This is a genomic window from Alteraurantiacibacter aquimixticola, from assembly GCF_004965515.1.
Classification (GTDB): domain Bacteria; phylum Pseudomonadota; class Alphaproteobacteria; order Sphingomonadales; family Sphingomonadaceae; genus Alteraurantiacibacter; species Alteraurantiacibacter aquimixticola.
Genome location: NZ_SSHH01000002.1, coordinates 400,193 through 418,316 on the forward strand (window position 1 = coordinate 400,193; position 18,124 = coordinate 418,316).

Below are 18,124 nucleotides of genomic sequence, written 5' to 3' on the forward strand. Positions count from 1 at the left end.
TGGGCACAATCACCGGAAGATGCAGTTGGTCCCGGCCCACAGCGCCTCGACCGCGGCATCATCCCCCTCGCCCGCGAAGAGGCCGGAGATGATGGGGCCAGCGGGATCGCCAATGGTGAATTCCTCGCCCAGCGTGCTGTCTTCCTCCAGCATTACGCCGTCCGCCGCCAGCATCGCGCTGCGCGAGTCCGCAGGCGTATAGGGCGCGCGAGCGAACCAGCCGACGAAACGGTCATCCTCGTTGAAAGTCAGCGATAGGCCTGCGTATTCGGTCACAGCAAGCGGGCCACCGGGGCATTCTTCGTACTCCTGGCGCGAGAGGACATCGCCCAGCACACCGGCGAGCGTGGCCTCGGTCGCTTCACGCAGGCTGCCGAAGGGGACTTCCAGCGTCTCGTCGCCATCCTGCGCGGGCACCGTGATGCCCGATGCCTGCAGGTCGATCATGTCCTTGGGGCCGAGGCTAGCCTCGTCGGCGGCCACAGCGTCGGAGACAGCTGCTTCGCCGTCAGGCTCCGCGCCGGATGCTCCCCCCTCCCCGCTTTGCCCGCAGGCTGCGAGCAGTAGGACGGGGAGGAGCAATCCGGCGTGGCGCATGAGGTTTATCCCTTCTTCAGGTGGCGGCGGCCGAGCAGCTCGGCGATCTGCACGGCGTTCAATGCAGCACCCTTGCGCAAGTTATCGGAGACGCACCACAGGACAAGGCCATTATCCACGGTCGGATCCTCGCGCACGCGGGACACGAAAGTGGCGTAATCGCCCGCGCATTCGACCGGCGTCACGTATCCGCCGTCCTCGCGCTTGTCGACGAGCATAATGCCCGGCGCCTCGCGCAGAGCGTCCTGCGCCTGTTCGGCGGTGATTTCCTTCTCGAATTCGAGGCTGATCGATTCCGAGTGGCCGACGAAGACGGGCACGCGCACGCAGGTGGCCTGCACCTTCACCTTGGGATCGAGGATCTTCTTGGTCTCGACGACCATCTTCCACTCTTCCTTGGTGAAGCCGTCATCCATGAACACGTCGATATGCGGGATCACGTTGAAGGCGATCTGCTTGGTGAACTTGCGCGGTTCCACCTGGTCGCCGACAAAGATCGCGCGGCTCTGTTCGAACAGCTCGTCCATGCCCTGCTTGCCCGCGCCGGAAACCGACTGATAGGTCGAGACGACCACGCGCGTGATCTTCGCAAGATCGTGCAGCGGCTTCAGCGCCACCACCATCTGCGCGGTCGAGCAGTTGGGATTGGCGATGATGTTCTTCTTGCGGAAACCGTCGATCGCATCGGGGTTCACTTCCGGAACCACCAGCGGCACGTCCGGGTCCATGCGGTAGAGCGAGCTGTTGTCGATCACCACGCAGCCGGCCGCCGCCGCCTTGGGGGCATATTCCTTGGTCGGGCCGCTGCCGCAGGCGAACAGGGCGATGTCCCAGCCGCTGAAATCGAAATGCTCGATATTCTTGCACTTGAGCATCTTGCCGGTATCGCCCAGCTCAATCTCCGTGCCATGGCTGCGCGAGGAGGCGACCGCGGCCACCTCGTCCATCGGGAATGCGCGTTCGGCCAGAATGGCGAGCATTTCGCGCCCGACATTGCCCGTGGCACCCACTACTGCAACTCGATACCCCACTTGTAGTCTCCAATCCTGCAATTCTGTCCGCACGATCCGGATTGCCGGCGGGCGGCCGGAACGTGGTAAAAAGCCGTTTACCTTGCTGTTTGCGAGCCGCTTAAGCCTTTTCGCGGATTAAGGATGTTGCAGGCGCTGAAAGTCTTGCTGCCTGCAACGGTCTGGTACTCGAGATATGGAAAGGGGCGGCTCCGTCAGCACGGAACCGCCCCTTTCTATTATCTCGCTTATCGGCGAAATCTGGCGATTGCGCGCCGACCCTTACTGGCCGACATTCTCACGACGCTCTGCAATACGTGCACGTTTGCCGGTGCGGCCGCGCAGGTAGTAGAGCTTGGCCCGCCGCACGACACCGCGACGGACCACGGTAATCGAATCGATGTTCGGGCTGTAGAGCGGGAAAACACGCTCCACGCCTTCGCCGAAGCTGAGCTTGCGAACGGTGAAATTGCTGTTGATCGAACGGTTCGAGCGGGCGATCACGACGCCTTCGAAGTTCTGAACACGGGTACGCTGGCCTTCGACCACGCGCACGCCGACGCGCACGGTGTCACCGGCACGGAATTCGGGGATTTCCTTCCCCTCGCTGAGGGAGGCGATGTTTTCCGCCTCGAGTTCCTGAATCAGACCCATGGTCTCAATCCTCATTATCACGCCGCGCGCCAGAGGCAGGCTGGTCCCGAACACCCGTATGGCGTTCCCAAAGGTCCGGCCTGCGTAACCGTGTATCGTCTTCGGCCCTTTGCTTGCGCCAAGCCGAAATCTTCGCATGATCCCCCGATCGCAGCACTTCAGGGATCGTGCGCCCTTCCCATTCGACAGGTCGGGTATATTGCGGATATTCGAGAAGCCCCGCTTCGAAGCTTTCTTCGACACCGCTTGAAGGCGCGCCCATTACGCCGGGAAGCAGGCGAATGCAAGCGTCTAATATGGCGAGAGCCGCCGGTTCGCCGCCCGACAGCACGATATCGGCAAGGCTGACCTCTTCCACCGGCCTGCCTTCGAAAATCCGCTCGTCGAATCCCTCGAAACGGCCGCACAGGATCGTGACCCCCGGACCTGCCGCAAGCTCACGGATACGCTCCTGCGTAATCGGTCGCCCACGCGGGGTCATGGCGAGCACCGGGGCCTGCGGCTGGCGCTCCAGCGCATGGTCGATCGCGGCGGCCAAAACGTCCGCCTTCAGCACCATGCCCGCACCGCCACCGGCGGGCGTATCGTCCACCGTGCGATGCTTGTCCGTCGCGAAATCGCGGATCTGCACCGCATCGAGGCTCCACGTCCCCTCCTCCAGCGCACGCCCCGCCAGCGAAACGCCAAGCGGCCCGGGAAACATCTCCGGATAGAGCGTGAGGACCGTGGCGGCGAAACTCACTTGCGGTGCCTTTTCGATCCCAGCGCGTGGCCCACCATGCCCATTCCGAAACCGCACAGCAGCGCGACAATGCCCCAGACCAGCAGCGCGGCGAGACCGAAGGGCGTGGGATCGGTGCAGGCTTGTCCGGCCACGCAAGGCTCCGCCCGCACGGTCGATTGCAGCCACAGGGCGAAGAGCAGGAAGGTCACCCCCATCGGCAGCGCGGCGATACCGGCGACGGTGAAGGGATTGGTTCCCGGCGTGCGACTCGCCAGCACATAGGCGAGCGCGAGCGGCGCGGCGAAGGCAAGTGCGATCAGGAGGAACGGAAGGGCCATGCGCCGCTCCCTAGCGGATTATAGCGCAAAGGGAAGCGGATCGGCCCTTGTGATAGAGCGCGTCAGGCGCCGGTTCCCGTCAGCGCCGGGACGTCCTCGTCATGCTCGATAGCAGGCGGCGGAGCCTCGCCATCGCGGCGAGTCAGTCGCTCGGAGACATACCAGGCGCTCGGCAGGGCGAGCACGGCCCCGGCGATTGCGGTGAGGGAAAGGATCGCCAGCAGCGACAGCACCAAGTCCTCCGCATCACCGAGCCCGCCCGATGCAGCCTCGAACAGGATCGCGACCAGCGGCAGCATCATGGGCACCAGCGTCGCCAGCAGCGCGGCGCGGCCGATCCGCTTCTTGCGCGACCAGTGCGGCGTGAAGAGGTGGAAGCCGAGCGAGAGCCCCGCGGCCATGGCCGGGAACAGCGCGATACCGCCGAGGATGGCGAGGGTTTCGATCATGACAACCTCCGGTCAAATGTCCCGGCAGGTGTGTTACCGAACTAAGACGCGCGGTTCAAGACTGTGCGGCGAGGAATGCATCCAGCTTGTCGAAGCTGCCGCCCCAGCCGCCGCTCATGCTCGCCATCTGTTTGACGAACATGGCCAAAGCCGCCTCCGTATATTCGATCGGTGTCCAGCGCAGCGTAATTTCGGTCCCGCCGTCGCGTTCGGCGAAGTCGACTTCGGTCAGTAAGGTCAGCGGCCAGTCGTCGAAGAAAGGCGGCGCGCATTTGGTGCCCTCACGGGTGCAGAAGCTCTGTTCCCACGCAACCCGGCTGGGCTTGCGCAATTCGCGCCACAGGCTGAGCGTATACATGTCGCCGCCTTGGGGGGAGGAGGTGCAGGCAATGGTCGCCTGTCCCTCGGCCACCTCGCCTTCCAGGATTTCGACCGTTGCGCCTTTCGGGCCGGACCACTTCACCATCTGCGCCGGGTCGGCCCAGGCCTCGTAAACCCGTTCTATCGGAGCTTCGAAGCGGCGCGAAATGGTGAAGACGGGAACATCGGGCGTGGTCATTTGTGGTCCCTTTCCTGTTCGAGGAACTGGCCGAGACGGTCGAAACGGTCGGGCCAGTAGGCGGCCATCTCGTCGAGGAATCGCTGCGCCCGCACCATGCCGTCGGGCCGCAGGCGGCGCGGGCGCGCTTGCGCCGAGCGCACGGTTTCGACAAGGCCCGCCTCTTCCAGCACCTTCAAATGGCGCGAGATGGCGGGCTGGCTGATCGGGTGATGCAAGGCGATTTCTCCCACGGAGGCCTCCCCCCGCGCCAGCTGGCGCAGGATCGCACGTCGGGTGGGATCGGAAAGCGCGGCAAACGCCTGATCGAGCTTAGGGTCGAGCGACTCATTCATAGCCGCCTTTTTATATAACAAAATCGTTATGTAAAGCTCGCAGCGCTTAGTCCCCGGCGAAGGCAGCGGTGACAACCAGCTGCCCGGCATCCCATTCGGGCACGGCTTCCACGCGCATGGGGACCATGAAGCGCTTGCCGTTTTCGCGCTCGATCTCGACCACGTCGCCCGCGCCGAAATTCTCGACCGCGACGACGGTGCCCAGCGGCTCTCCGGCATCGGAGACGGCGGCGAGGCCGATCAGGTCTGCGTGGTAGTATTCGCCCTCTGCCAGCGCAGGCAGTGCCGAGCGCGGAATGGTGAGGACGGTGCCGCGCAGCTTTTCGGCGGCATTGCGATCGCTGATTTCTTCGAAGCGGGCGATCGCCCCGCCCTTGTTGTCGTCACGGACCTTCGTGAGGGTCAGCGCGCCATCATTGAACGCCTTGTGCTGTTTCAGCGAGGGCAGCCCCTCGCCGAACAGCTTCAGGCGGACTTCGCCCGTCACGCCATGCGCGCCGGTAACGGCAGCAAGGGTGACGGGCTTGTCCTGTACCAAGGGGATTATTCCTCGGTCTTCTCTTCTTCAGCCGGAGCTTCCTCGGCGGGAGCTTCCTCAGCAGCAGCTTCTGCGGCCGGAGCCTCTTCAGCGGGAGCTTCCTCAGCCGCTGCTTCCTCGGCGGGAGCGTTGGCTTCTTCCTCGGCAGCCTTGGCGGCTTCTTCGGCTTCAGCGGCCTTGGCGGCCTTTTCCTCGGCGCGTTCCTTGGCGGCGTCGCCCGGCTCACCCTTCTTCGGGTTGTTCTTCGGCGCACGTTCCTTGATGCCGGCGGCATCGAGGAAACGGGCGACGCGGTCGCTGACGGTGGCGCCGACGCCCAGCCAGTAGCGGATGCGGTCCTCGTTCAGCTTCACGCGGTTGTCGTCTTCCTTGGGCAGCATCGGGTTGTAGGTGCCGATCTGCTCCAGGTAACGGCCGTCACGCGGCTTGCGGCTGTCGGCCGCCACGATGCGGTAATAGGGACGCTTCTTGGCGCCACCGCGCGAGAGACGGAGAGTAACTGCCATTGTATCTAACCTTTCCAGTCCAAATCTTTGAAATTACTTCTTGTTCAACAAATTCTGTAAGTCGGGCGGAAGACCCCCGGCACCACCGCCGGGAATGCCCGGAAGCCCGCCGGGCGCACCGCCGCCGCCCATGCCGCCGGGTGCGCCACCGCCCCCGCCGAACATGGATGCCAGGCCCTTCAGCCCGCCCATCTTCTTGATCTGCTTCATCGCGCGGCCCATTTCCTGGTGCATCTTGAGGAGCTTGTTCACCTCCTGCACCGAGGTGCCGCTGCCCGCCGCAACGCGCTTCTTGCGCTTGGCGTTCATCAGCTGCGGGGCGCTGCGTTCTTTCCTGGTCATGGAGCCGATGATGGCATCCATGTGGACCAGCACCTTGTCGTCCATGCCGGACTGGGCCATCGCCGCCTTGGCCTTCTTCATGCCGGGCATCATGCCAGCGAGCATGCCGAGGCCGCCCATCTTCTGCATCTGGGAGAGCTGCGTGCGCAGGTCGTTCATGTCGAACTGACCCTTCATCATGCGCTCGGCGAGCTTGTCGGCCTCTTCCTTGTCGACGACTTCGGCGGCCTTTTCGACCAGCGAAACGACATCGCCCATGCCCAGGATGCGGTCGGCCACGCGTGCCGGATGGAAACGCTCGATCGCGTCCAGCTTCTCACCCGTACCGGCAAACTTGATCGGCTTGCCGGTGACGGCGCGCATCGAAAGCGCCGCACCGCCGCGGGCATCGCCGTCCATGCGGGTGAGCACGACACCGGTCAGCGGAACCTCGTCGCTGAAGCTCTGCGCGACATTCACCGCGTCCTGGCCGGTCAGCGAGTCGACCACCAGCAGCACTTCGGCAGGGGTGGAGACGCCGGCGACCGCCTTCATCTCCGCCATCAGCGCTTCATCGACATGCAGGCGGCCTGCGGTGTCGAGCAGCAGCACGTCGACATTCTGCAGCTTCGCCGCTTCCAGCGCGCGGCGGGCGATATCAACGGGCTGCTGGCCCGCGACGATCGGCAGGGTGGCGACACTGGCCTGTTCGCCCAGCACCTTGAGCTGTTCCTGCGCCGCCGGACGATTGACGTCGAGCGAAGCCATCATCGGCTTCTTGCCGTGCTTGTCCTTCAGCAGCTTGGCGATCTTCGCGGTGCTGGTGGTCTTGCCCGAACCCTGCAGGCCGACCATCATCACCACTGCCGGCGGGCGGACATCGAGATTGAGCGGAGCGCCCTCACCCGCATTCTCGTCCTCGCCGCCGAGCATGGCGACCAGCTCGTCATTGACGATCTTGACGACCTGCTGGCCGGGCTTGACCGATTTCAGGACCTGCGAGCCGACCGCCTTTTCGGTGACCCGGTTGATGAAATCGCGCGCGACGGGCAGCGCCACGTCGGCTTCGAGCAGCGCCACGCGCACTTCGCGCATGGCATCGCGCACATCCTGCTCGCTGAGCGCACCGCGCCCGCGCAGCCGGTCGAACACATTGCCGAGATTGTCGGACAGCGTATCGAACATGTGCCTCTGCCACTCCATTTGCGGCGCAAGATGCGCCAAACGCGAAAAACGCCGGCGGACGAAAACTCGTCGGCCAGCGTGCGAATTTCATGTGAAATCCGACTTTTATCAGGTGAATGGTGGAGCCTAGCGGGATCGAACCGCTGACCTCTACAATGCCATTGTAGCGCTCTCCCAGCTGAGCTAAGGCCCCGAACTTTCGTTCATTCCATTCATGTACCGCGCCCGGCCGGGAGGCTGTTGGGAGCGGTTCCCCTTGCGGGGAGGTGGCCATCTATGGCCGAACCTGCGATTACGCAAGTCCCTTTTTTCACCTCAAATGCGGGTCCGTTTCCATTATCGCCTTGCCGCTCGTCCGAGCAGGTCGGTCCTGGTCGCGGCAGCCAAAGCGCGAATGCGCGTCGGCCGGTCAGGCCGTAGCCAAGCGGCCCGGATGGGCCGCGCCCGGCGCTTGAGGGTCAAAAACTAGCTATCGTCGTCCTTGTCGTCGCCCGAACCCGTGTCCACGCCGAGATCGTCGTCACCGCCAAGGTCGACATCATTGTCCGGGGAATCGTCGTCCTCGTCGATATCCTCCAGCTCGTCATCGGCCAGATCGGAATCCGCCTTCTCGTCGTCCTTCTTCTTGTCAGGCGCTTCCTCGAAGGGAATCGGCTGCTTGGACTTCAGGACGGGTTCGGGCGTCCATTCATTGCCGCATTCGATGCAGGTGACCGGGTCTTCCTTGCCCAGGTCATAGAAGCGCTCGCCGCATTTCGGGCAATTGCGCTTGGTGCCCCATTCAGGCTTGACCATGATCTTCGTTTCCTTGTCTCGCCCGCCAGCCGGCAGGCGTAAAATGCGTGTAGCAAAACCGGATGCGCCCCTTCCCTGATTCGCCGGAGCAAATCAAGGTGAAATCCATGGGCAATGTCCGGGATGGGACGCGCCTTGCCATAGGGGCATGGCGCTGTCAAAGACGCGGGCCTCCAAAGCAGCAGGAATTGAGCCAGAGTGTCCGCATCTCCCGACAGCCCGCCGCAGCCGCGCCGCTTTTCGCCTCCGGGCGCGCTTTCGGGGACGATCCGCGTGCCGGGCGACAAGTCGATCAGCCACCGCTCGCTGATGCTGGGCGCGCTGGCGGTGGGCGAAACGCGGGTGACCGGCCTCTTGGAAGGCGAGGATGTGCTCGCCACCGCCGCCGCCATGCGGCAGATGGGCGCGACCATTACGCGAGAGGATGACGGGACCTGGTCGATCCACGGCGTGGGCGTTGGCGGACTGCTGCAACCGGCCGCGCCGCTCGACATGGGCAATAGCGGCACTTCGACGCGCCTGCTGATGGGCCTGGTCGCCAGCCATGCGATTACCGCGACTTTCGTCGGCGATGCAAGCCTGTCCAAGCGACCGATGCGCCGGGTGATCGATCCGCTTTCGCAGATCGGCGCCGAGTTCGAGGCGAGCGAGGGCGGCACCCTCCCCCTCACATTGCGCGGGATCAGTCCTGCGGTGCCGATCACCTATCGCCTGCCCGTCGCATCCGCACAGGTGAAGAGCGCGGTGCTGCTGGCTGGCCTCAACACCGCCGGGACGACCACGGTGATCGAGCCTGTGCCAACGCGTGACCATTCCGAGCGGATGTTGAAGGGCTTCGGCGCGGACCTTTCCGTCGAGGAGAAGGATGGCGAGCGGATCATCACGCTGAAGGGCGAAGCGGAACTGAAACCGCAGACCATCACCGTGCCGGGCGACCCCTCCTCCGCCGCCTTCTTCGTCGTCGCCGCGCTGCTGGTGCCGGGCAGCGATGTCCTGATCGAGAATGTCGGCCTCAACCCCACCCGCGCGGGCCTGTTCGGCGTGCTGCGGCAGATGGGCGGCAGCATCGAGGAAGTGAATGCCCGCGAAGTCGGCGGTGAGCCGGTGGCCGATTTGCGCGTACGTCACTCGATGCTGAGAGGCATCGCCGTCGATCCCGCCGTCGCGCCGAGCATGATCGACGAATTCCCCGTCCTCTTCGTCGCCGCCGCTTTGGCCGAAGGAACCACCACCACGACCGGCCTCGACGAGTTGCGCGTCAAGGAAAGCGACCGCCTGACCGCCATGGCCGAAGCGCTAACGCTGGCGGGCGCGAAATTCGAGGAACACGAGGACGGCCTCACCATCCACGGCACCGGCGGCGATCCTCTCCCCGGCACGGGTGAAGGCGCGGCAGTGGTAAGCCATCTCGACCACCGCATCGCCATGAGTATGGCGGTGGCGGGCCTCGCCAGCCGCAATGGCGTGGAAATCGACGACGTGCGCCCCATCGCCACCAGCTTCCCGAACTTCATCGCGCTGATGGAGAGCCTGGCGGGATGAGGAGCACCTTCGCCTTGGCTGCCTTTGCTCTGGCGGCATGCTCGGCATCTGACGAGGCAACAGATGTCCAGTCCGCAGCTGAAACCGCAACGAAAGCGCAGGAAGCGACCGAATCCTTCCCCAGTGCTGGCGAATACGAACCCTCACCAGCACAGCTGGCGGCAGACCAAAGCTTCTCGTCGATCCTGATCGAAACGCCACTTGTCGACGTGCAAGATCAGCTGCAAGAGCTTCGCGAAAACGGCTGCGAAAGATATCGGGAATGCGATTGGCAGGATCGCAACAAGGTTCGCTATTATTTCTGGGGGGGGCCGGGCGAACTGCGCCTCGTCGCGAAACATGTCGATGCGCAGGACTTTGTTGGGCGATCCATTCCTGCGCTGGGTATCGGCACCGCTCGTACGCGCGAGGATGTGCTGGACAGGGTCCATGCTTTCATACCGGGATCGCAATGGCGGTGCGAAGCGCATTTGGGGACGTGCTTCGAAGCTACAGGCAAGCTGAAGCCGGGCTGGGTAAGGCTGTCTTGGAACGACGATGATACACTCGCCTCGGTCGAGTTGCACGGATATCACTTCACATGATCGATCCCGATCTTGCGAACTATATCGGCTTTGTCGGAATGGCCTGCATCATCGCGGCCTATGCCTACCAGACCTTCAGCGCCCGCCCGAACCCGTTCGTCCAGCACGGCAGCAACCTGACCGGCGCCATCCTGCTGACGATTTCGCTGATGGTGCACACCAACCTCGCCTCGCTGGTGCTGGAGTTCTTCTGGGCGGCGATCGCGATTTACGGGCTGGTGAAGGCCTGGCTGGCGCGTGATAGTGTGGAGCGAAAAGCATGAGTTACGACCTGATGGTGTTCGACGCGGACACGGCTCCAAGAGACCGCGAAGCGTTTATGGAATGGTACGCCCAGCAGACTCAATGGGGTGAAGGTCACTCATACGAGGACGCCTCCGTGACCACTCCGCGCCTAAGGGCTTGGTACGAAGCGATGAAGGCGGTCTGGTTCCCGATGAACGGGCCCGACGCAATCTTCAACGAGCTTCCAGACGATTCGCCGCTCTGGGACGATGACCACGTGACTGGCTACACGATAGGTCGCGCAAGCATCTACTGCGACTTCCGGTGGAGTAAAGCTGAAGAGGCGCGCTCGGCTGTCGTCACTCTCGCCAAGAAACACGAGGTTGGTTTCTTTGATGTCTCTGAAGACCAAGGGATCATCGCATTCCCGGGTGACAACTTCACATGATCATCGCCGTCGACGGACCGACCGCATCGGGCAAGGGCACCATCGCCAAGGCGCTGGGCAAGCATTTCCGCCTGCCGCATCTCGATACCGGCCTGCTCTATCGCGCGGTCGGTTACCAGGTGAAGCTCAATGGCGGCAATCCGAATGACGAGGGCGATGCGCTGAAAGCTGCGGAGATCTTCCCCGACGAGTTGCTCGGCCACCCTGCCTTGCGCAGCGAGGAGACGGGCGGGCTCGCCAGCCGCGTTTCGGTGCATCCGCAAGTGCGGGAGGCGCTGTTCGAGCGGCAGCGCGCCTTTGCCAAGCAGGAAGGCGGTGCGGTGCTCGACGGGCGCGATATTGGCACCGTCATTGCGCCCGATGCGGACATCAAGCTGTTCGTCACCGCCAGCGTGGAAGCGCGGGCCAAGCGCCGCTGGCAGGAGATGTGCGACCGGGGCGAAAGCCACAGCCTGCTGGAAATCGAGGACGATCTGCGCCGCCGCGACGAGCGCGACCGCAACCGCGCCGCCGCGCCGCTTGTCGCCGCCGAGGATGCGGTGATGCTCGATACGTCGGAGATGGACCGCGATGCGGCCGTGGCCAAGGCCATCGAGATCGTGAACACGCTGACCGGGCAGCTGCCCTGCCCCTGAGCTATTGCTCCATCTGCGCCTGCACGTCCCGGCGCAGGCCCAGCATGAAGGCGACTTCCGCCACCACGAAGAGCGGGCCGACCAGCAGGCTCTTCAAGTCATCGACGAAGGCGGGCTTGCGGCCTTCGAACCCGTGGCCGATGAACTGGAAGATCCAGCCGGCGACGAACAGGCCAATGCCCCAGCCCAGCCATTGCGCGGTGGGCAGCGCGGCCAGTGGCAAGGCCAGCCAGCAGCCCAGCCCCAAGAGCGCAGCCATGACGAGGCCGAAACGCAGGTCCAGCCGCAGGTAGAACACCGCAGCCGCCACGCTGGCGAGGATCGCCGGGTTGAGCGGCAGGCCGACCACCTCCCACAGCGGCCGCGACAAAAGCACCAGAACCGCCAGCACGATCATCGGAATGCCGACAAGATGCGTCGCCACATTGCGGCGGTCGCGGTGATATTCGCCATAGGCGGCAAGGCTCTTGGCCAGCGCGCTCATTTTCGCTCTCCCGCTGCCCGGATGGGGCAGATCAGGCTGCCTTGATAGCACCGTCCTGTGGCTTGTCCTGAGTCTTCTCGCGTTCGGCAATTTCCGCCCGGTAGACGAGCGTGTCGCCCACGCCTTTCAGCGAGGTTTCCTGCGGCTCCTCGAAAATCGTCCGCTCGCGCGTGCGCAGCCAGGTCGCTTCGGAAATGGCGAGGCCGTTGATCGGCGCCAGCGCTTCCAGCCGGGCAGCGACGTTCACCGTGTCGCCCCAATAGTCATAGGCCATGCGCGTTTCGCCGATCACGCCGCCCACCACCGGGCCGCTGTGAATGCCTGCGCGCAGGCCTACCGTGCTCACGCCGCTCTTTTCGCGCAGTTCCTCGACGCGCGAGATCACGTCGGTAGCAAAGGCGATCGCGGCATCGGCGCAGTTGCGGGTCGAGACATTGCCGCCGGCGATGGCGAGATAGCAGTCGCCCACCGTCTTCACCTTTTCCACCTGGTGCCGCTCCGCACACTGATCCGCCATCTTGAAGAAGGCGTTGAGCAGTTCGACAAGGTGGCCCGGCGAAACGCGGCGCGCGAGGGCCGAGAAACCCACAAGGTCGATGAATACCACGCTGACGTCCGAATAGGAGTCGGCAACCACGCAACCTTCACGGATGCGCTGCACCGCCGCGCGCGGCAGCATGTTGAAGACCAGCTCCTCATTCCTCTGCCGCTCGAGATCGAAGCCCTCGGCCAGCGCAAAGGCGGCACGGCTGGTGCGCCCAACGGCAAGGTTGATGGAAAGCATCACCACCGCCCCGCTCATGTAGCTGAGCAACGCATAGGTGAAGGCGGAGCTGTGCTCGTAACTCGGCATGAGCAAGGCGAACCAGCCCAGGATGTCCAGCGCCAGCCAGCCGATGAACATGCGCGGACTGCCCGCCAACACGACCGCGGCGAAGGCTGTCAGGATCAGCCGGTTGATGGTGAAGATGGCGGGAGAAGCCTGACCCATCGCGATCAGCTGGTCGGCCAGGATGGCGTTGATCTGCCCGCAAATAACGGAAAGCGCGAGCAGCGCGGCGAAGTCGATGAACTGGTGGCGATAGTAATATTCCCACCAGGTCGAAGCGATATAGGCGCCGCTGACCGCCAGCGTCGCGCCCACCAGCACGGCCAGCTGCGCGCCGTCGCCGGGCTTGGCGAACATCGGGTTGATGACCGAATAGGCCAGCGCAACGGCCATGAAGATCACGCAATAGAGGCGCACGAAGGGCAATCGCAACGCGCGCGACGCCTCGATATAGCGCACCTCCGTGTCCGGATTCGCAAACCGGCTGAAAACGCCGGGTTGCAGTATATTGCCCCCATTTTCAGTGTCAGCAAAGCGGCTGACAGCCTCAGGCTGTTCCACGATTCCCCCCTCTCGCAAGATATCCCTCTCTCTCGCGACCCCCAAGTGTGACGGCGCCATAGCACAGATTCGTTTGCAACCTAACTTAATGGCGCATTGTGACGCGCAATGGCCCAGGCCCCACCGGCGATGATGTGCGGTTTTCCTTGCCTTCGCGCCCTTTTTCGCCTAGGCGCGCGCCCGTCTGACGGACAGGGGACATGTCTGCGGGCGACCAAGCACGAATGGCCGGTTTTTCCACCGGGGTGCAACGACACCCAGCCCATTCGCATTTGGCGCTCCTTTACATCCCCCCGCCCCGACGGCGCCCGCACCGGCACTCGGCCGCGCGGGCAGTTCGGCCCTCTTGGCCCACCAAGGCAATGGTGCCGCGGTGGAGAAAGACCCCGGAAAACAATCCGGTGGCCGGAAACAAGTTGAATTAGGAAACCCATTTCTATGGCTACCACTGCCAACCCTACCCGCGACGATTTCGCGGCTCTCCTTGACGAACAGCTCGGCGGTGCCGAGGGCGGCTTCGAAGGCCGCGTGGTCAAGGGCACCGTCACCGCCATCGAAAACGGCATGGCCGTGATCGACGTCGGCCTGAAGAGCGAAGGCCGCGTCAACCTCAAGGAATTCGCCCGCGGCGAAGACGATCACAACATCGAAGTCGGCTCCGAGGTCGAAGTATTCGTCGACCGCGTCGAAAATGCCGATGGCGAAGCCATGCTCAGCCGCGATCGCGCCCGCCGCGAAGCCGCGTGGGACAAGCTGGAAAGCGAATTCGGCGAAGGCAAGCGCGTCGAAGGCCGCATCTTCGGCCGCGTGAAGGGCGGCTTCACCGTCGACCTGGATGGCGCCGTGGCCTTCCTGCCCGGCTCGCAGGTCGATATCCGCCCGGTGCGTGACGTGACCCCGCTGATGGACATGCCGCAGCCCTTCCAGATCCTGAAGATGGACCGCCGCCGCGGCAATATCGTCGTCTCGCGCCGCGCCGTGCTGGAAGAAACCCGCGCCGAACAGCGCAGCGAGCTGATCGAAGGCCTGGCAGAAGGCCAGGTCACCGAGGGCGTGGTCAAGAACATCACCGATTACGGTGCCTTCGTGGACCTGGGCGGCATTGACGGCCTGCTGCATGTCACCGACATGAGCTACAAGCGCGTCAATCACCCCAGCGAAGTGATCGAGATCGGCCAGACCGTGACCGTGCAGATCATCCGCATCAATGCCGATACGCAGCGCATCAGCCTCGGCATGAAGCAGCTGGAATCGGATCCGTGGGAAGGCGTCGGCGCCAAGTACCCGATCGGCGCGAAGATCACCGGCACCGTCACCAACATCACCGAATACGGCGCCTTCGTGGAGCTGGAGCCGGGCATCGAAGGCCTGGTCCATGTTTCCGAAATGAGCTGGACCAAGAAGAACGTCCACCCGGGCAAGATCGTTTCGACCTCGCAGGAAGTCGAAGTGATGGTGCTGGAAGTGGATTCCGAAAAGCGCCGCATCTCGCTCGGCCTCAAGCAGGCCCAGCGCAACCCGTGGGAAGAGTTCGCCGAGAAGCACCCGGTCGGCTCGACCGTGGAAGGCGAAGTCAAGAACGCTACCGAATTTGGCCTGTTCATCGGCCTGCCGGGCGACGTGGACGGCATGGTTCACATGTCCGACATCGCCTGGGGCATTTCGGGTGAAGACGCGCTGGCCCTCCACCGCAAGGGTGAGGAAGTCCAGGCCGTGGTTCTCGACGTCGATGTCGAGAAGGAACGCATCAGTCTCGGCATGAAGCAGCTCGAAAAGGGCGCTCCGGCAGAAGGCGGCGCGACCGGTTCGCTGCGTCGCGGCGAAGTCGTTACCGTCACCGTCCTCGAAGTCCGCGATGGCGGCCTCGAAGTGCAGGTTGGCGAAGACGGCGCGACCGGCTTCATCAAGCGTTCGGACCTCGGCCGCGACCGTGACGAGCAGCGTCCGGATCGCTTCCAGACCGGCGCCAAGGTGGATGCCATGGTCACCGGCTTCGACCGTTCGAAGAAGCCGAACTTCTCCATCAAGGCGCGTCAGATCTCCGAAGAGAAGGAAGCAGTGGCGCAGTTCGGTTCGTCCGACTCCGGCGCATCGCTGGGGGACATCCTGGGCGAAGCGCTCAAGAAGGGCGAGTAAGCTCACGGCCTTTCCGGCCTGACGAAATGGGCCCGTCCGCTGACAATAGCGGGCGGGCCATTTCTTTTGGGGGCCGGAAGACCTAGACTGCGGCACATGAAAGCCAGCTGCCAATGCGGGGCGCTAGTCGCCTCTATCGATGATAGTGCGACGCCTTATGTCGTCGCCTGCCATTGCAGCGACTGCCGCAAACGGAGCGGCTCTCCCTTCGGCGCGATGGCCTATTACCCCGCCGCAACTGTCAGGTTCGCAGGCGAAATCCGCGAATATTCCCGGCCCACCGATGCGGGAACGACCTACACCACCGGTTTCTGCCCCGCCTGCGGCAGCTCGATCACCGGCAAGGCGAGCCGCATGCCCGATATCGTGGGCGTCGCGGTAGGCTGTTTCGACGATGGCGAGGCGCCCGCCCCCGCCCGCTCGGTCTATGAGCAGGGCAAGTTCGGCTGGGTCGAATTGCCGGGCGAGATGACCCACCACCCGCAAGGACGCGACACATGAGCAGCCTCGAAATCCACCAGTTCCCCTGCCTGTCGGACAATTACGGCTATCTCGTCCACGATCCCGCCAGCGGGGAGACGACCTGCATCGATACGCCCGATGCCGGGCAATATCTTTACCAGGCCGATCTCAAGGGCTGGACGATCACCCAGATCTGGAACACCCATTGGCACCCCGATCACGCGGGCGGGAACGAGGCGATCAAGGCGGCTACCGGCTGCAGGGTCTTCGCCCCGCTTGTCGATGCCGAGAAGATCGCCGCGATCGACGTGACGGTGCGCGATGGCGATCTGGTGAAGCTGGGCGAGCACACCGCCGCCGTTATCGACGTGGGCGGCCATACGATGGGCCACATCGCCTACCATCTGCCCGATAGCGGGATCGCCTTTGTCGGCGATTCGCTCTTCGCATTGGGCTGTGGCCGCATGTTCGAAGGCACCGCGCCGCAATTCTGGGATTCGCTGCTGCGCCTGCGCCACCTGCCGCCGGAAACCACGCTCTATTGCGCGCATGAATATACCGCGGCCAATGCCAAGTTCGCACTCCATGCCGATCCCGACAACGAGGCCCTGCGCGACTATGCGCAGGAGGTGACAATGAAGCGGGCGAAGGGTGAACCGACCGTGCCTTTCATTCTGGAAAGGGAAATCGCCACCAACCCCTTCCTGCGCGCCGATGCGCCCGATATGCAGGCGCGCTGGGGCGGCGACCTCCCCTACGAGACCTTTGCCGCGCTACGCGCCGCGAAAGACAATTTCTGACACTGGGCAAACACAATCATGACATCACCGGAGCAGAAGCTCAAAATCCTCCTCATGACCGAGGCGTGGCAGAGCGCGCTGGCCTGCATCCAGTCGCTGGGCCGCAGGGGGCATGAGATCCACGTGCTGGTGGGCAACGACCCCGAGCTTCTCAATGCCAAGTCGTCCTGGGTAAAGGGCGTCACCCGCTTCCCCCGCAGCATGAAGGCCGAAGGGGATGCAAAAGCCCTGCTGGACTTCGTGGAGGAGCGAGGCTTCGACATCGTGATCCCGATCAGCGATTACGATGCGGAAATTGCCGCAGTGGCCAGGGAACACCCGCAGTTGGGCGAGCGGTTCGTTTCGAGCTCCAGCGATGCGATTGCCGTCGCCCGCAGCCGGAACCGCACGGTCGAGCTGGCCCGCAAGCTCGGCATCGGCGTTCCCCCCACCGAATTCGTCACGCGCGAGACGGCGGCGAAGGCGTTGGAGAAGCTGGGCTTTCCCGCCTATCTCAAGGCCTCGTCGTCCACCGGCTCATTCGGCGTGCAGCGCCTGTCGACAATGGACCAGCTGGAACAGGCTCTCGCGAAGCTTCCCGAGGATGCCGAAATCCAGGTGCAGCAGGAAGTCACGGGCGTGAGCCATGGCGTGACCGGCTTCTGCCGCCATGGCGAGGTGCTGGGAAGTTTCGCCTTCCGCCACGCCTACAAGACCAATCTGGGCGGCGCGCAGGCGCATCTGCTACTTGCCGACGAACCGCAGCTGCACGACATCCTGGGAAAGGTCGCACGCGAGCTGGACTGGCATGGCGGGATCGACCTCGACCTGATCGTGTCTCCCGAGCACGGTCCTGTGCTGCTGGAGATCAACCCGCGCCTGTCGGGCACCGCGGTCTTCGCGCTCAAGCGCGGTGTCGACCTGCCGGCAGGCTACCTGCCCACCTCCACCTCGCCCGAGGACCTGCAAGCCGCGCCGTTGAATCCGAATGCCACCGGCTTCATCAACATTCCGCGCGAGATGATCCTGCTGCAGGCTGGCGGGAAGAAGATGCGCGAAATCGCCCTTGGTTTCAGGCGGCAGCACAAATGCGCCGACAGCTGGTTTGCCAATGATCCTGGCTACAGCCGGGCGCTGTTCAACGCCGTGCAGGTCGGTTGGCTGCGGCAGGGGTGAGAGCGAACCGGTCCCGGTCCGCTTCCACACCACTGCTCCTGGCCGTCAGTCCTTCAACACGAAGGTCAGCTTCAGTGTACAGCGCCATTCGGTGATGGCATCGCCGTTGACGGTGCATTTGATATCGCTGACCCACACGCCGGTGATGTTGTCGAGCGTCTTGGAAGCGCGGGCGACGCCCTGCTTCACGGCATCCTCGATCCCCACGGTGGAGGCCGAGATGACTTCGGTTACCTTGGCGATGGACATGAT

Annotated in this window: 24 protein-coding genes and 1 tRNA gene; 9 read left to right on the plus strand and 16 right to left on the minus strand. The window is 63.9% G+C overall.

Annotated features, from left to right (window positions below):
- Positions 1 to 9 precede the first annotated feature (9 nt).
- From E5222_RS08365 to E5222_RS08425, 13 genes are all read right to left on the minus strand, one after another.
- A complete protein-coding gene (locus E5222_RS08365; protein WP_136693309.1) occupies positions 10 to 597 on the minus strand; it encodes a hypothetical protein in 588 nt (195 codons plus the stop codon).
- 5 nt (positions 598 to 602) lie between these two features.
- A complete protein-coding gene (locus tag E5222_RS08370) occupies positions 603 to 1,628 on the minus strand; it encodes an aspartate-semialdehyde dehydrogenase (RefSeq protein ID WP_136693310.1) in 1,026 nt (341 codons plus the stop codon).
- Between the two features lie 261 nt (positions 1,629 to 1,889).
- On the minus strand, positions 1,890 to 2,261 hold the full coding sequence (gene rplS, locus E5222_RS08375) for a 50S ribosomal protein L19 (RefSeq protein WP_136693311.1): 372 nt from the start codon (positions 2,259 to 2,261) through the stop codon (positions 1,890 to 1,892).
- A 4-nt stretch (positions 2,262 to 2,265) separates the two neighbouring features.
- Positions 2,266 to 3,003: a tRNA (guanosine(37)-N1)-methyltransferase TrmD gene (gene trmD / locus E5222_RS08380; RefSeq protein ID WP_136693312.1), complete on the minus strand. Its 738-nt coding sequence runs from the start codon at positions 3,001 to 3,003 to the stop codon at positions 2,266 to 2,268.
- Positions 3,000 to 3,323, minus strand: coding sequence for a hypothetical protein (locus tag E5222_RS08385; RefSeq protein ID WP_136693313.1), 324 nt, complete (start codon positions 3,321 to 3,323; stop codon positions 3,000 to 3,002). The genes trmD and E5222_RS08385 overlap by 4 nt, the downstream gene beginning before the upstream one ends.
- A 62-nt stretch (positions 3,324 to 3,385) precedes the next feature.
- Positions 3,386 to 3,772, minus strand: coding sequence for a hypothetical protein (locus E5222_RS08390; protein WP_136693314.1), 387 nt, complete (start codon positions 3,770 to 3,772; stop codon positions 3,386 to 3,388).
- A 55-nt stretch (positions 3,773 to 3,827) separates the two neighbouring features.
- Positions 3,828 to 4,331, minus strand: coding sequence for an SRPBCC family protein (locus tag E5222_RS08395; RefSeq protein ID WP_136693315.1), 504 nt, complete (start codon positions 4,329 to 4,331; stop codon positions 3,828 to 3,830).
- Positions 4,328 to 4,666 (minus strand): ArsR/SmtB family transcription factor, encoded by a 339-nt coding sequence (locus tag E5222_RS08400; protein WP_136693316.1) that lies wholly within the window; start codon positions 4,664 to 4,666, stop codon positions 4,328 to 4,330. The genes E5222_RS08395 and E5222_RS08400 overlap by 4 nt, the downstream gene beginning before the upstream one ends.
- Before the next feature lie 46 nt (positions 4,667 to 4,712).
- Positions 4,713 to 5,204: a ribosome maturation factor RimM gene (gene rimM / locus E5222_RS08405; RefSeq protein ID WP_136693317.1), complete on the minus strand. Its 492-nt coding sequence runs from the start codon at positions 5,202 to 5,204 to the stop codon at positions 4,713 to 4,715.
- 5 nt (positions 5,205 to 5,209) lie between these two features.
- Positions 5,210 to 5,710 (minus strand): 30S ribosomal protein S16, encoded by a 501-nt coding sequence (gene rpsP / locus E5222_RS08410; RefSeq protein WP_136693318.1) that lies wholly within the window; start codon positions 5,708 to 5,710, stop codon positions 5,210 to 5,212.
- A gap of 33 nt (positions 5,711 to 5,743) precedes the next feature.
- Positions 5,744 to 7,216 carry a signal recognition particle protein gene (gene ffh / locus E5222_RS08415; protein WP_136693319.1) on the minus strand — a complete coding sequence of 491 codons (1,473 nt, stop codon included), beginning with the start codon at positions 7,214 to 7,216 and terminating at the stop codon, positions 5,744 to 5,746.
- Positions 7,217 to 7,333: 117 nt separating this feature from the next.
- Positions 7,334 to 7,409, minus strand: a tRNA-Ala gene (locus tag E5222_RS08420).
- 272 nt (positions 7,410 to 7,681) lie between these two features.
- Positions 7,682 to 8,011 (minus strand): TIGR02300 family protein, encoded by a 330-nt coding sequence (locus E5222_RS08425; protein ID WP_136693320.1) that lies wholly within the window; start codon positions 8,009 to 8,011, stop codon positions 7,682 to 7,684.
- A 198-nt stretch (positions 8,012 to 8,209) separates the two neighbouring features.
- Here E5222_RS08425 and aroA point away from each other — a divergent pair, with 198 nt between their 5' ends.
- From aroA to E5222_RS08450, 5 genes are read left to right on the plus strand one after another with little or no spacing between them, the layout of a single operon-like run.
- Positions 8,210 to 9,553, plus strand: a complete 1,344-nt coding sequence (gene aroA / locus E5222_RS08430) for a 3-phosphoshikimate 1-carboxyvinyltransferase (protein WP_136693321.1) — start codon at positions 8,210 to 8,212, stop codon at positions 9,551 to 9,553.
- The gene (locus E5222_RS08435) at positions 9,550 to 10,137 is read left to right on the plus strand and encodes a hypothetical protein (protein ID WP_136693322.1); all 588 of its coding nucleotides are present in this window, start codon (positions 9,550 to 9,552) and stop codon (positions 10,135 to 10,137) included. The genes aroA and E5222_RS08435 overlap by 4 nt, the downstream gene beginning before the upstream one ends.
- Complete coding sequence (locus E5222_RS08440) at positions 10,134 to 10,400, plus strand: CBU_0592 family membrane protein (RefSeq protein WP_136693323.1); 267 nt, start codon at positions 10,134 to 10,136, stop codon at positions 10,398 to 10,400. Before E5222_RS08435 ends, E5222_RS08440 begins: the two co-directional genes overlap by 4 nt.
- Positions 10,397 to 10,810, plus strand: a complete 414-nt coding sequence (locus tag E5222_RS08445; protein ID WP_136693324.1) for a hypothetical protein — start codon at positions 10,397 to 10,399, stop codon at positions 10,808 to 10,810. The genes E5222_RS08440 and E5222_RS08445 overlap by 4 nt, the downstream gene beginning before the upstream one ends.
- Entirely contained in the window at positions 10,807 to 11,445 is a 639-nt protein-coding gene (locus E5222_RS08450; protein ID WP_136693325.1) for a (d)CMP kinase, read from the plus strand. Before E5222_RS08445 ends, E5222_RS08450 begins: the two co-directional genes overlap by 4 nt.
- A 1-nt stretch (position 11,446) precedes the next feature.
- On the opposite strand, the gene E5222_RS08455 is transcribed toward E5222_RS08450, so the two are convergent.
- Together E5222_RS08455 and E5222_RS08460 are read right to left on the minus strand one after the other, a co-directional pair.
- Positions 11,447 to 11,929, minus strand: a complete 483-nt coding sequence (locus E5222_RS08455) for an Mpo1 family 2-hydroxy fatty acid dioxygenase (protein WP_136693326.1) — start codon at positions 11,927 to 11,929, stop codon at positions 11,447 to 11,449.
- 31 nt (positions 11,930 to 11,960) lie between these two features.
- Positions 11,961 to 13,319 (minus strand): adenylate/guanylate cyclase domain-containing protein, encoded by a 1,359-nt coding sequence (locus E5222_RS08460; protein WP_169053525.1) that lies wholly within the window; start codon positions 13,317 to 13,319, stop codon positions 11,961 to 11,963.
- Between the two features lie 438 nt (positions 13,320 to 13,757).
- Between E5222_RS08460 and rpsA the strand changes: the two genes are divergently transcribed.
- The 4 genes from rpsA to E5222_RS08480 all read left to right on the plus strand — a co-directional run bounded on the left by rpsA (position 13,758) and on the right by E5222_RS08480 (position 17,872).
- Complete coding sequence (rpsA, locus tag E5222_RS08465) at positions 13,758 to 15,455, plus strand: 30S ribosomal protein S1 (RefSeq protein WP_136693328.1); 1,698 nt, start codon at positions 13,758 to 13,760, stop codon at positions 15,453 to 15,455.
- A gap of 96 nt (positions 15,456 to 15,551) precedes the next feature.
- Complete coding sequence (locus E5222_RS08470; protein WP_136693329.1) at positions 15,552 to 15,956, plus strand: GFA family protein; 405 nt, start codon at positions 15,552 to 15,554, stop codon at positions 15,954 to 15,956.
- On the plus strand, positions 15,953 to 16,717 hold the full coding sequence (gloB, locus tag E5222_RS08475; protein ID WP_136693330.1) for a hydroxyacylglutathione hydrolase: 765 nt from the start codon (positions 15,953 to 15,955) through the stop codon (positions 16,715 to 16,717). Before E5222_RS08470 ends, gloB begins: the two co-directional genes overlap by 4 nt.
- Positions 16,718 to 16,771: 54 nt before the next feature.
- On the plus strand, positions 16,772 to 17,872 hold the full coding sequence (locus E5222_RS08480) for an ATP-grasp domain-containing protein (RefSeq protein ID WP_169053526.1): 1,101 nt from the start codon (positions 16,772 to 16,774) through the stop codon (positions 17,870 to 17,872).
- 45 nt (positions 17,873 to 17,917) lie between these two features.
- On the opposite strand, the gene E5222_RS08485 is transcribed toward E5222_RS08480, so the two are convergent.
- The gene (locus tag E5222_RS08485; protein WP_136693332.1) at positions 17,918 to 18,121 is read right to left on the minus strand and encodes a dodecin family protein; all 204 of its coding nucleotides are present in this window, start codon (positions 18,119 to 18,121) and stop codon (positions 17,918 to 17,920) included.
- Positions 18,122 to 18,124 lie beyond the last annotated feature (3 nt).